The following is a 13,764-nucleotide window of genomic DNA, read 5'->3' on the forward strand; positions in this document are numbered from 1 at the left end:
CTAACACATTTATCTCCGGGCGTGGTATCCCAATTAGAAATTCCGTTAGCCAATCACCTTCAGTATAAAAGAAAAGTGAAGGCTGTTAAAACCCTCACTTATATATTACGAATTAGAATAGGAGATGAAAATTATGGAATCTATTTATGATCTGATTATCGTGGGCGGCGGGCCTGCCGGTCTTGCGGCTGCTATTTACGCAGGCAGGTCGGAGCGGAAAACGCTTCTTCTGGAAAAGGGAAGCTATGGCGGACGTATCAATGATACCTATGAAGTCCGGAATTATCCCGGCACGATCGTGGACAGCGGCCAGCACCTGATGGAGCGGTTCCGGGAGCACGCATCCAGCCATCCCACAGTGGAGCTGAAACGGACCACAGCGACGGCGATCAGCAAAGAAGACAATCTTTTCATTGTCAGCACAAAGAGAAGAGGAGATTTCAAGGCACGCAGTGTGATCCTGGATCTGGGCACCCGTCCAAGAGAACTGGGGATTCCCGGAGAGAAAGAGTTTGTGGGCCATGGTGTTGCCTACTGCGCCACCTGTGATGCGGAATTTTTCAAAGGCAAGGAGATCTACGTGCTGGGCGCAGGAGACCAGGCTGTTGAGGAAGCGGATTATCTGACCGGGTTTGCCTCTAAAGTCACGATCATTGTGCTCCATGAGAAAGGCCATCTTGACTGCAACGAGGTGTCCGCAGAACATGCCTATAAAAATCCTAAAATTGATTTCTGCTGGAGCTCCACTGTCCAGGAGATCAAAGGAAAAGACCATGTGGAAGCTCTTGTGCTGAAAAACGTTGAGACCGGTGAGGTCAGAGAAGTTAAAGCGGACGGACTGTTTTTCTTTGTGGGTATGGTGCCTCAGACAGAGCCCGTGCGCCATATGGTCACTTGTGACAGAAGCGGGTACATCAAGGTCAATGACAAGATGGAAACCAGCATCCCGGGGCTTTATGCAGTGGGCGACTGCAGGCAGACATTTTTGCGCCAGGTTGTCACCTCCGCGGCAGACGGCGCAGTGGCTGCGGTGGCTTCTGAGCGTTACGTGAAGGAGCTTGAGCAGATTGAGGGCATTTTAAGCCCGGATTCAGGAAAAATTGCCTTTGTGTTCTACAATCCATACAGCAATGAAGAGATTCAGGCAGTATCAGACCTGGAACAGCAGCTCAGGGGAGAGTGGAAGGTTTACCGTCAGGACATTACACGCCAGAACCTTCTCTATCAGAATCTGAAGATAGAGCACACGGTATCCACTGCGTTTTATGAAAACGGAAAATTATTGGAAGTAAAGTAAGTATTATCAACAGACAGGAACCTATTTAAAAAATATAATGATTAACTTCAGGAGGTAATTGATTATGGGTCAGCCACTTGTTTTTCCACACGGAGTCACTGTTTATAATCCGGAGAAATGCTGGAGCGGATATACGATCGTTCCGCTTATCAACGACGGCGTTCTGCTGTTCGACATGAACGGAAATGAGATCAGACGCTGGAATATGCATGCCATGCCGCCGAAACTTCTTCCGGGCGGGTATGTGATGGGTCTGTCAGGATACCGTCATCCTGATTACGGTATGCAGGACGGTGTCAACCTGATCGAGATTGACTATGACGGAAATATTGTCTGGGAATTTGACCACTTTGAGAACATTGATGACCCGGGCAGGGACCATCGCTGGATGGCGCGTCAGCACCATGACTATCAGAGGGAGGGAAATCCCGTCGGATACTATGTTCCGGGTATGGATGCAAAGCCCCTGGAAGGCAACACACTGATCCTGGTACACCAGACGATCAGAAACCCGAAGATATCCGATAAAAAGCTTCTGGATGATGCCATGATCGAAGTGGACTGGGAGGGCAACATCCTCTGGAAATGGTCCATCAGTGAACACTTTGACGAACTGGGATTTGACGAGGCCGCCAAAAACGCACTGTTCAGAGATCCGAACATGCGCTCCTCAGACGGCGGTGTAGGCGACTATCTTCATGTAAACTGCATGAGCTACCTTGGCCCGAACAAATGGTACGACCAGGGTGATATGCGGTTTAAACCGGAAAATATTATTTTTGACTGCAGGGAGGCCAATATTCTGGCTATCCTTGATAAAGAGACAGGAAAGATCGTATGGCGCATCGGACCTGACTTCAATGCCACACCGGAACTGAAAAAGCTGGGCTGGATCATCGGCCAGCATCATTTCCATATGATTCCGAAAGGGCTGCCGGGTGAAGGCAATCTGATGGTGTTTGACAACGGCGGCTGGGGCGGCTACGGGGTTCCCAATCCATCTGCTCCCATTGGCGTTAAGAACGCTCTGCGCGATTACAGCCGTGTGCTGGAGTTTAACCCGGTAACCCTGGAGGTTGTCTGGAAGCTGACACCAAAGGAACTGGGCCATGCGGTTCCCACCGACGCCAGCAAATTCTACAGCCCCTATGTCAGCAGCGCACAGCGCCTGCCAAATGGAAATACCATGGTTACGGAAGGCTCAGACGGCCGTGTCATTGAAGTGACACCGGATCATGAGATCGTGTGGGAATGGATTTCACCGTATTATACACACAATGAAAAAGGACCGAAGAACAATATGATCTACCGCGCGTACCGTTATCCGTACAGCTATGTGCCGCAGGAGCCGGTTCCCACGGAGGTTCCCATCGCACCCATTGACAATGTGACATACCGGGTACCGGGTGCCGGAGCGTTTGGTGCAAAAAAAGTCATTGATATTGAAGGAACTTTGCCGTATTATCAAGATGTGGCACTTTGTGTGGCCACAGACGACGAAGAAGATGTGACACAGAGGGAGAAAGTCTTTGAGGTGAACAAAGATTTCTTCAAACCGGTGACCATGTCGAGCTGGAATGACGATGTCCTTAAAGTAGAAGGAAAACCGGTGCTTGTGCTCTTCGGTGCAGAGCGCTGTGTACACTGCAAGGCACTTCATCCTGTTCTGGAGGAAGCCCTCACAGAAGAGTATGAGGGAATGTACGAGGTGCGCTATGTGGATGTGGATTCCAACCAGGATCTGCTGGATGCGTGCCATATCGGAGGAATTCCCGTCGTTGTGATCTACAAAAACGGGGAAGAGGTCCAGAGATTTAATGGCGAGAAGGATTATGATGATTTGTGTGATATTTTGGACAGACCATTGGAATAAGCAGAATAAGACGCAGGGAGGAGCTGTTTTGACAGCCCCTCTTTGCGTTTCTTTTTTTGCGGGGAATGTTGGGAGGGGTATAAATGCATAGATTTTTTGAAGATCCGAAGATAAGCTGTCCGGTACCCTTTGCAGATCTCTGTGTGGGAAGCTGCATTTACCGGCCGTATATGAACCGAAAGACATATCAGAGGTCAGAAATCATATATCCTCAGGGCAGTAAGATCAACTCTTTTGGGATTGTGCTGGACGGCATTCTGAAGGCAGTAAGCCATACTGTCAATGGGGATGAGCTCTGCAATGCTTACTTTGAAAAGAATGATATTTTCCCGGAGCTTCTCTACTTTTCCGGTAAAAGGTATTACACCTATACCCTGGTGGCTGCCAAAAAATCCACGGTGGCCTGGATTCCCGTGGAGATTCTGGAGGAGATGCTGGAGCGTGATAATCTGCTGATGTATTCCCTTTTACTCTATATATCACAGCGGGGGCTGAAAGACCAGCTTTATCTCAACTGTCTGAATTACCAGACGATCCGTGAGAGAATTGCCTACTGGATCGTGGGAATGAATGATATTGTGGCGGGGGCGGCCATTCCCATGCCGGTTTCTCAGTCTGTAATGGCTAATATGCTCCATGTGAGCCGGTCATCACTGAACCAGGAATTAAAACTGATGGAAAAAGAGGGATTTTTCAGCATACAGGGCCAGGAAATGCATATCAAAGATGTGGAAAGGCTGCAGGAAATGTTGTGAAATTCGACAGAATATATAAGACAATTGTTCCCAAAAAGCGGGAAAATATTTTAACAAAAAATGGTTGACAGGCTTGACAGGGTGTGTTATAGTGAGAAATGCACTATTATGGCAAGTTATGCCTGTCGTTCTATTTATGATTGAAATTAACCTTATTAAAGGAAACTTTCGGTCAGGGGGCTCAGGTATAAGCATAATAAAATTAAAACATACAAGGGGTGAAACGTCAATGGAGAAAAATAGAATCCGTCCCATTACAACCGGTAAGAGCATGAGAATGACCTACCAGCGCCAGAAAGAGGTACTGGAAATGCCGAACCTCATTGAAGTACAGAAAGACTCTTACCAGTGGTTTCTGGACGAAGGTCTAAAAGAAGTTTTTGAAGATATCTCTCCAATCGCCGACTACAGCGGTAAATTGAGCTTGGAATTTGTTGACTTTACTTTGTGTGAAGATGAGGTAAAATACTCCATCGAAGAATGCAAGGAGAGGGATGCTACTTTTGCAGCTCCTCTGAAAGTAAGGGTAAAATTATACAACAGAGAGAATGACGAAATCAGTGAACATGAAATATTCATGGGTGATCTGCCGTTAATGACTGCAACCGGTACCTTCGTAATCAACGGCGCTGAACGAGTTATTGTCAGCCAGCTTGTACGTTCTCCGGGTATTTACTACGCTATCGCTCACGACAAACTGGGCAAAACCCTTTATTCCTGTACCGTTATCCCGAACAGGGGTGCATGGCTGGAATATGAGACCGACTCCAATGACGTATTCTATGTACGTGTAGACAGAACTAGAAAAGTCCCTATTACAGTTTTGATTCGTGCTTTAGGTATCGGCACGAATGCAGAAATTATAGAGTTATTCGGTGAAGAACCGAAGATTTTAGCCAGCTTTACAAAAGACACTGCTGAGAGTTATCAGGAAGGTCTGCTGGAGTTATACAAGAAAATCCGTCCGGGTGAGCCGCTGGCTGTGGAAAGCGCAGAGAGCCTGATTACCAGCATGTTCTTTGACCCAAGACGCTACGACCTGGCAAAAGTAGGCCGTTACAAATTCAACAAAAAGTTACTGCTGAGAAACCGTATCTCAGGCCATATGCTGGCTGAGGAGGTTGTGGACACCACAACAGGTGAGATCATGGCAGAGGCCGGCACAGTTGTAACAAAAGAACTGGCTGACCAGATCCAGAACGCGGCAGTTCCTTATGTATGGATTCAGGGTGAGGAGCGCAACATCAAAGTCCTTTCAAGCATGATGGTGGATATCACCAACTATGTGGACATTGATCCTTCTTCCGTGGGAGTGACAGAACTTGTTTACTATCCAGTTCTGGCTAAGATCCTGGAAGAGAATGAGGATATTGAGGATATCAAGGACGCAATCCGCCGTGAGATCCATGAGCTGATTCCAAAGCACATTACAAAAGAAGATATCCTTGCTTCTATTAACTATAACATGCATCTGGAGTATGGTCTGGGCAATGATGACGATATCGACCATCTGGGCAACAGACGTATCCGTGCAGTGGGTGAATTGCTGCAGAACCAGTACAGGATCGGTCTTTCCAGACTGGAGCGTGTGGTTCGCGAGAGAATGACAACACAGGATATGGAAGGTATCTCTCCCCAGTCCCTGATCAATATCAAACCGGTTACAGCAGCCGTGAAGGAATTCTTCGGTTCCTCCCAGCTGTCACAGTTCATGGACCAGAACAACCCGCTGGGTGAGCTGACCCATAAGAGACGTCTTTCCGCACTGGGCCCCGGCGGTCTGTCACGAGACCGTGCAGGTTTCGAGGTTCGAGATGTACATTATTCCCACTACGGAAGAATGTGCCCCATCGAGACTCCTGAGGGTCCTAACATCGGTCTGATCAACTCCCTGGCATCCTATGCCAGGATTAACCAGTACGGTTTTGTGGAAGCGCCGTACCGTAAGATTGACAAATCAGATCCGAAGAATCCGCGGGTTACAGATGAAGTTGTCTATATGACAGCAGATGAAGAGGATAATTATCATGTGGCACAGGCCAATGAGCCGCTGGATGAAGAAGGACACTTTATCCATAAAAACGTTTCCGGACGTTATCTGGATGAAACACAGGAGTATGAACGTAATATGTTTGACTACATGGACGTGTCTCCTAAGATGGTGTTCTCTGTAGCTACGGCCCTGATTCCCTTCCTGCAGAATGACGATGCCAACCGTGCGCTGATGGGATCCAACATGCAGCGTCAGGCTGTGCCTCTTCTCACCACGGAGGCTCCTGTTGTAGGAACCGGTATGGAAGTGAAGGCAGCCGTTGACTCCGGCGTCTGCGTAGTGGCGAAAAAAGCCGGTACCATAGAATGCGCAGCGTCAAAAGAGATTGTTATGCGCAATGATGACGGTACAAAAGATACTTACCGCCTGACCAAGTTCATGAGAAGTAACCAGAGCAACTGCTACAACCAGAGGCCTATCGTGACCAAAGGCGAGCATGTGGAAGCAGGACAGGTGATCGCTGACGGTCCGTCCACCTCAAACGGTGAGCTGGCGCTGGGCAAGAACCCGCTGATCGGCTTCATGACCTGGGAAGGTTACAATTACGAGGATGCCGTCCTGTTAAGTGAAAGACTGGTACAGGATGATGTCTATACTTCTGTCCATATTGAAGAATATGAGGCGGAAGCCAGAGATACAAAGTTAGGGCCGGAAGAGATCACACGTGATGTTCCGGGTGTTGGTGATGATGCGTTAAAAGACCTGGACGAGCGCGGTATTATCCGTATCGGTGCTGAAGTCCGCGCAGGTGATATCCTGGTCGGCAAAGTAACTCCCAAGGGAGAGACAGAGCTGACTGCAGAGGAGAGACTGCTCCGTGCTATTTTCGGTGAGAAGGCCCGTGAAGTGCGTGACACTTCCCTGAAGGTTCCTCACGGTGAGTACGGTATCGTTGTGGACGCAAAAGTATTTACGAGAGAGAACGGCGATGAGCTGTCTCCGGGCGTAAATCAGGCAGTCCGTATCTATATTGCCCAGAAGAGAAAAATCTCTGTTGGTGACAAGATGGCCGGCCGTCATGGTAACAAGGGTGTTGTTTCCCGTGTGCTTCCTGTTGAGGATATGCCGTTCCTTCCGAACGGACGTGCACTGGACATCGTACTGAACCCTCTGGGCGTGCCTTCCCGTATGAATATTGGACAGGTGCTGGAGATTCATCTGAGTCTTGCGGCAAAAGCCCTTGGATTCAACATTGCCACACCGGTATTTGACGGTGCCAACGAGAATGATATCCAGGATACTCTGGATCTTGCAAATGATTATGTGAACATGGAATGGGAAGACTTTGAGGCGAAGCATAAAGATACGCTGCGTCCGGAAGTTTTACAGTTCCTTTACGATAACAGAGCTCACAGAGAACTGTGGAAAGGCGTGCCGATCTCCCGTGACGGTAAAGTAAGGCTACGTGACGGACGTACAGGTGAATATTTTGACAGCCCTGTAACCATCGGACACATGCACTACCTGAAGCTGCATCATCTGGTAGATGATAAGATCCACGCACGTTCCACAGGCCCATACTCCCTGGTAACACAGCAGCCTCTGGGTGGTAAAGCTCAGTTCGGTGGTCAGCGTTTCGGAGAGATGGAGGTTTGGGCACTGGAGGCATATGGTGCTTCCTACACACTGCAGGAGATCCTGACAGTGAAATCCGATGATGTGATCGGACGTGTGAAAACTTATGAAGCGATTATCAAGGGCGACAATATTCCGGAGCCTGGTATTCCGGAGTCCTTCAAGGTACTTTTGAAGGAGCTGCAGTCCTTGGGTCTGGATGTCAGAGTCCTCAGAGAAGACATGACAGAAGTGGAAATCATGGAGAATATCGACTATGGCGAGACAGATATGCGCTCCATCATTGAAGGTGATTCCAAACACCGCGGCGAAGAAGATTACGGAGACTACGGATTCTCAAAACAGGAATTCGAGGGTGAAGAATTAGTAGACGTGGAGGATGAGCCGGAAGAGGATGAAGAAGCATTCTTGAGCTTAGATGATGATACTCTTGTCGAGGAGTAAGGAAAGGAGTCCACAATGCCAGAAACAGCAAATAAAGAGGCATATCAGCCAATGACCTTTGATGCCATCAAAATCGGATTGGCGTCCCCGGAGAAAATCCGGGACTGGTCCAGAGGCGAGGTTAAAAAACCGGAAACCATTAACTATAGAACCCTGAAACCGGAAAAAGACGGCCTGTTCTGCGAGAGGATTTTCGGACCGAGCAAGGACTGGGAATGTCACTGCGGTAAATACAAGAAGATCCGTTATAAAGGCGTTGTCTGCGACCGATGCGGCGTTGAAGTAACAAAAGCCAGTGTCCGCAGGGAGCGTATGGGCCATATTGAACTGGCAGCACCGGTCTCCCACATCTGGTACTTCAAGGGTATCCCGTCCAGAATGGGACTGATCCTGGATCTTTCCCCAAGGTCCCTGGAGAAAGTTCTGTACTTTGCCAACTATATTGTTCTGGATGCAGGCACCACGGAGCTGCAGTACAAACAGGTACTGACAGAGAAAGAGTTCCAGGATGCCAGAGAAAAATACGGCGACGGTGCGTTCCGCGTAGGAATGGGCGCGGAGTCCATTATGGAACTGCTGGAAGCCATTGACCTGGAAAGAGAATCCAAGGAGCTGAAAGCCGGCCTCAAGGATTCCACAGGACAGAAGCGTGCTCGTATTGTAAAACGTCTTGAGGTTGTGGAAGCCTTCCGTGAATCCGGAAACCGTCCGGAGTGGATGATCATGACAGTGGTACCTGTCATTCCGCCGGACCTTCGTCCTATGGTTCAGTTAGACGGCGGACGTTTCGCAACATCTGACTTAAATGATTTATATAGAAGGATCATCAACAGAAATAACCGTCTGAAGAGACTGCTTGAACTGGGCGCTCCTGATATCATTGTCCGCAATGAAAAGAGAATGCTTCAGGAAGCTGTGGATGCCCTGATCGACAACGGACGCCGCGGCCGTCCGGTCACAGGACCGGGTAACCGTGCACTGAAATCCCTTTCCGATATGCTGAAAGGTAAATCAGGACGTTTCCGTCAGAACCTTCTGGGTAAACGAGTTGACTACTCAGGCCGTTCCGTTATTGTAGTTGGACCTGAACTGAAGATCTTCCAGTGCGGTCTGCCGAAAGAGATGGCAATTGAGCTGTTCAAGCCCTTCGTTATGAAAGAGCTGGTAAGCAACGGTACTGCTCATAACATTAAGAATGCCAAGAAGATGGTGGAGAAGCTGGAACCGGAAGTATGGGATGTACTGGAAGATGTCATCAAAGAGCATCCGGTCATGTTAAACCGTGCTCCTACCCTGCATCGTCTGGGTATCCAGGCATTTGAGCCTATTCTGGTTGAGGGTAAAGCGATCAAGCTGCATCCCCTTGTATGTACCGCGTTCAACGCCGACTTCGATGGTGACCAGATGGCGGTTCATCTTCCTCTGTCCGTTGAGGCGCAGGCAGAGTGCCGTTTCCTGCTTCTGTCTCCGAACAACCTGCTGAAACCGTCTGACGGTGGTCCGGTGGCTGTTCCTTCACAGGATATGGTTCTCGGTATCTACTATCTGACACAGGAGAGACCGGGCGTTAAGGGTGAAGGCAAGTATTTCAAGAGTGTAAACGAAGCCATTCTGGCTTATGAGAACGGATATATCACACTGCAGACCAGAATCCATGTACTCTGCAGCAAGACTCAGCCGGATGGCACAGTATTGGAAGACATTGTGGATTCCACACTGGGACGTTTCCTGTTCAATGAGATCATTCCGCAGGATTTAGGTTTTGTGGACCGTTCCGTTCCGGGCAATGAGCTGAAGCTGGAGGTTGACTTCCTGGTAGGCAAGAAACAGCTCAAACAGATTCTGGAGAAAGTAATCAATACCCATGGCGCTACCAGAACCGCAGAGGTGCTGGATAAGATCAAAGCCACAGGATACAAATACTCAACCAGAGCTGCCATGACCGTATCTATCTCCGACATGACTGTGCCGCCTCAGAAACCTGAGATGATCCAGAAGGCACAGGATACGGTTGACCTTATCACCAAGAACTTCAAACGTGGTCTTATCACGGAAGAAGAGAGATATAAAGAAGTCGTTGAGACATGGAAGAAGACTGACGATGAGCTTACCAAAGCCCTGCTGACAGGACTTGATAAGTACAACAACATCTTCATGATGGCTGACTCCGGTGCCCGTGGTTCTGATAAGCAGATCAAACAGCTTGCCGGTATGCGTGGTCTGATGGCCGATACAACAGGTCACACCATCGAGCTGCCCATCAAGTCCAATTTCCGTGAAGGTCTGGACGTACTGGAATACTTCATGTCCGCCCATGGTGCTCGTAAAGGTCTGTCCGATACAGCTCTGCGTACCGCTGACTCCGGTTACCTGACAAGACGTCTGGTTGACGTTTCCCAGGATCTGATCGTCCGTCAGGTGGACTGCTGTGAAGACAAAGGCGAGATTCCGGGTATGTGGGTGAAAGCCTTCATGGACGGAAGGGAAGAGATTGAAAGCCTTCAGGAGCGTATTACAGGACGTTTCTCCTGCGAGACCATCAAGAACGCCAAAGGCGAAGTGATCGTCAAAGCAAACCATATGATTACTCCGAAACGTGCCGCACGTGTGGTAAAAGAAGGGGTAAAAGAGAATGGGAAACCATATGATTCCGTTAAGATCCGTACGATCCTCACATGTAAATGCCACATCGGTGTCTGCGCCAAGTGTTATGGTGCCAACATGGCAACCGGTGAGCCGGTACAGGTGGGTGAGTCCGTAGGTATCATTGCAGCCCAGTCTATCGGTGAACCAGGTACACAGCTTACCATGCGTACCTTCCATACCGGTGGTGTTGCCGGCGGCGATATCACACAGGGTCTTCCCCGTGTGGAGGAGCTTTTTGAGGCAAGGAAGCCGAAAGGTCTTGCCATCATCACAGAGATCAAAGGTGTCGCCACACTGAAGGATACAAAGAAGAAACGTGAGATCATCGTCACAGACAATGAGGACGGCAACTCCAAGACTTACCTGATCCCTTACGGTTCCCGTATCAAGGTTCAGGACGGACAGTATCTGGAGGCCGGTGATGAGCTGACAGAAGGTAGTGTCAATCCTCATGACATTCTGAAGATCAAGGGCGTCCGCGCTGTTCAGGATTATATGATCCAGGAAGTACAGCGTGTATACCGTCTGCAGGGTGTTGAGATCAACGATAAGCATATCGAAGTTATTGTCCGCCAGATGCTGAAGAAGATCCGCATCGAGGACAACGGAGATACAGAATTCCTGCCGGGAACCCTGGTTGACGTTCTGGACTATGAGGAAGAGAACGAGAGACTGATCAAAGAGGGCAAAGAGCCGGCAGATGGAAAACAGGTTATGCTTGGTATCACCAAGGCATCCCTGGCGACCAACTCCTTCCTGTCCGCAGCTTCCTTCCAGGAGACCACAAAGGTTCTGACAGAAGCTGCCATCAAGGGCAAGATCGACCCGCTGATCGGTCTGAAGGAGAACGTAATCATCGGTAAACTGATTCCTGCAGGAACAGGCATGAAGTGCTACTCCAACATTAAGCTGGATACAGATCTGGCTGAGGATGAAGAGGAGTACGAGGATGAACTTGAACTTGCTGAAGCCCTGGAAGAACTTCCGGCGGAGGATGAAGAGGAAGCTGTTCAGCTGACAGATGAGGTTGATGAGGTGGAACTTTCCGAGGAGGAAGAGGAAGCCGAACTGACAGAAGAATAATGCTATAACATACAAAAGACCGCTTTTCCGGAAAATGACCGGAGGAGCGGTTTTGTATATTCAGGTTATGCAGTCTTTTAAAGGAGGACAAGTATGAACAAAAAAAGAAAGTCACCTTTATGGATGCTGGTTCCCATGGGAGTCATCATCGTCGTTTTATCCATTGTCTTGATCGTCATTACCTTAAAGTCAGGAAACCAGAGAACAGAGACAGCATCTGCCTCCCATACCCAAAGCGGGGAAAAGGAGGAAGAGCCTGTAAACGCGGCAGATACGGTACAGGAGAACCCCAAAGAGACGGATACAGGGCCGTCCCAGGTCTATGTATCACCTGATATCTCCCGTGAGGTTAAGGATAAAGTGAAGAGCATGAGCCTTGAGGAGAAGGCAGCGCAGCTTTTCTTTGTCACACCTGAGGACATCACCCAGGTGGATGCGGCTACCGTTGCCGGTGAGGATACAAAGAAAGCCTATGAGCAGTACCCTGTGGGCGGGATCGTATATTTTTCCCGTAATATCCAGGGACCGGATCAGTTGAAGGAAATGCTGTCAAAGACCCAGAGCTACGCGGAGGAGATTGCGGGGGTTCCGGTATTTCTGGGGGTGGATGAGGAGGGCGGAGAAGTGTCCCGGGTAGCGGGAAACAAAAATTTCTCTGTCACCAGATATGAGAGTATGCGGGCCATAGGGGACAGTAAGGATACTTCCCGTGCCTACGATGTGGGAAAAAACTTAGCATCCTATTTGAAAGAATTAGGATTTAATATAGATTTTGCTCCTGATGCGGATGTAATTACCAATTCTGGCAATACTGTTATAGGGAACCGTTCCTTTGGGGAAGACCCCCGTCTGGTTGGTGCTATGGCGTCACAGGTGGTTAAGGGGCTGCAGGACAATGGAGTCTCCGCCTGCCTGAAGCATTTTCCGGGGCATGGGGGCACTGTGGAGGACAGCCATGAAGGGCGGGCTTACACGGACAAGACCCTGGAGGAGATGGAGGCAGAAGAACTGGTTCCTTTTCAGGAAGGAATCAAGGCAGAGCCTGATTTCATCATGGCAGGGCATATCTCCATACCGAAATCCCTGGGGGATGATACGCCCGCGTCACTCTCAGAGCAGGTTCTGACAGGACTTCTCAGGGACAAGTACGGATATGACGGCCTTATTATCACGGATGCCCTGAATATGAAGGCGGTATCCGGGGTGTACAGTCCGGCTGAAGCTTCTGTGAAAGCGCTTCTGGCGGGTGCGGACATGCTTTTGATGCCGGATGATTTCAGGGCCGCCTACCATGGTGTGCTGGATGCCGTGGAGGAGGGAGATTTGAGCGAAGCGAGAATCGACGCCTCTGTGGAGCGCATTCTGCGTTTGAAAATGAAGAAATACCCGTAAAATTGTATTTTTTTGAAAAATTTCCTTGACAGCACGATTTTCCATGGATATAATGAGAGAGCGTGCATGGAGACGCAGTTTTTTTGCGCGTAAAATCATTTATTCATGATAATGAATAACTGGCAGCCACTCATTTCTTCTATAATAATATAGAAGAGAAATAATACAGGAGGTGAAATGGAATGCCAACATTCAATCAGTTAGTAAGAAAAGGACGTCAGACTTCCGTAAAGAAGTCCACAGCTCCGGCGCTTCAGAAGAGTTTTAACTCTTTACAGAAGAAGACCACAGATATGTCTTCTCCGCAGAAGAGGGGTGTGTGTACAGCGGTTAAAACTGCTACACCGAAAAAGCCTAACTCTGCTCTTAGAAAAATCGCCAGAGTTCGTCTTTCCAACGGAATCGAGGTAACAAGCTACATTCCAGGTGAAGGACATAACCTTCAGGAACATAGTGTTGTTCTTATCCGTGGCGGCAGGGTAAAAGACTTACCAGGTACAAGATACCACATCATCCGTGGTACACTTGATACAGCAGGCGTTGCTAACAGACGTCAGGCCCGTTCTAAATACGGCGCTAAGAGACCGAAAAAATAATTAATTAGAATCATTTGAAGTCACAGATATAACTATTAAGACTGATTTTG

At 48.8% G+C, this 13,764-nt stretch carries 7 protein-coding genes; all 7 read left to right on the forward strand.

From position 1 onward, the window contains the following. Nucleotides 1-133 precede the first annotated feature (133 nt). Nucleotides 134-1,297, forward strand: coding sequence for an NAD(P)/FAD-dependent oxidoreductase (locus tag MUB35_RS21230; protein ID WP_244806793.1), 1,164 nt, complete (start codon nt 134-136; stop codon nt 1,295-1,297). Between the two features lie 64 nt (nt 1,298-1,361). Next, nucleotides 1,362-3,170 (forward strand): aryl-sulfate sulfotransferase, encoded by a 1,809-nt coding sequence (locus MUB35_RS21235; protein WP_033139952.1) that lies wholly within the window; start codon nt 1,362-1,364, stop codon nt 3,168-3,170. An 83-nt stretch (nt 3,171-3,253) separates the two neighbouring features. Continuing rightward, nucleotides 3,254-3,925 (forward strand): Crp/Fnr family transcriptional regulator, encoded by a 672-nt coding sequence (locus MUB35_RS21240; RefSeq protein ID WP_033139951.1) that lies wholly within the window; start codon nt 3,254-3,256, stop codon nt 3,923-3,925. Nucleotides 3,926-4,154: 229 nt separating this feature from the next. Next, nucleotides 4,155-7,997 (forward strand): DNA-directed RNA polymerase subunit beta, encoded by a 3,843-nt coding sequence (rpoB, locus tag MUB35_RS21245; RefSeq protein WP_033139950.1) that lies wholly within the window; start codon nt 4,155-4,157, stop codon nt 7,995-7,997. 15 nt (nt 7,998-8,012) lie between these two features. Beyond that, nucleotides 8,013-11,726 (forward strand): DNA-directed RNA polymerase subunit beta', encoded by a 3,714-nt coding sequence (rpoC, locus tag MUB35_RS21250; RefSeq protein ID WP_033139949.1) that lies wholly within the window; start codon nt 8,013-8,015, stop codon nt 11,724-11,726. 93 nt (nt 11,727-11,819) lie between these two features. After that, nucleotides 11,820-13,118 (forward strand): glycoside hydrolase family 3 protein, encoded by a 1,299-nt coding sequence (locus MUB35_RS21255; RefSeq protein ID WP_244806794.1) that lies wholly within the window; start codon nt 11,820-11,822, stop codon nt 13,116-13,118. Between the two features lie 182 nt (nt 13,119-13,300). Then, nucleotides 13,301-13,714: a 30S ribosomal protein S12 gene (gene rpsL / locus MUB35_RS21260; protein ID WP_018596937.1), complete on the forward strand. Its 414-nt coding sequence runs from the start codon at nt 13,301-13,303 to the stop codon at nt 13,712-13,714. Nucleotides 13,715-13,764: the final 50 nt, after the last annotated feature.

Source organism: Blautia sp. NSJ-175, assembly GCF_022867815.1.
GTDB lineage: Bacteria > Bacillota > Clostridia > Lachnospirales > Lachnospiraceae > Blautia > Blautia celeris.

What these genes read in the sequence shown, in the direction of transcription:
- MUB35_RS21230 (WP_244806793.1), top strand. Translation starts at nt 134, where the DNA reads ATGGAATCTATTTATGATCTGATTATCGTGGGCGGCGGGCCTGCCGGT.
- MUB35_RS21235 (WP_033139952.1), top strand. Translation starts at nt 1,362, where the DNA reads ATGGGTCAGCCACTTGTTTTTCCACACGGAGTCACTGTTTATAATCCG.
- MUB35_RS21240 (WP_033139951.1), top strand. Translation starts at nt 3,254, where the DNA reads ATGCATAGATTTTTTGAAGATCCGAAGATAAGCTGTCCGGTACCCTTT.
- rpoB (WP_033139950.1), top strand. Translation starts at nt 4,155, where the DNA reads ATGGAGAAAAATAGAATCCGTCCCATTACAACCGGTAAGAGCATGAGA.
- rpoC (WP_033139949.1), top strand. Translation starts at nt 8,013, where the DNA reads ATGCCAGAAACAGCAAATAAAGAGGCATATCAGCCAATGACCTTTGAT.
- MUB35_RS21255 (WP_244806794.1), top strand. Translation starts at nt 11,820, where the DNA reads ATGAACAAAAAAAGAAAGTCACCTTTATGGATGCTGGTTCCCATGGGA.
- rpsL (WP_018596937.1), top strand. Translation starts at nt 13,301, where the DNA reads ATGCCAACATTCAATCAGTTAGTAAGAAAAGGACGTCAGACTTCCGTA.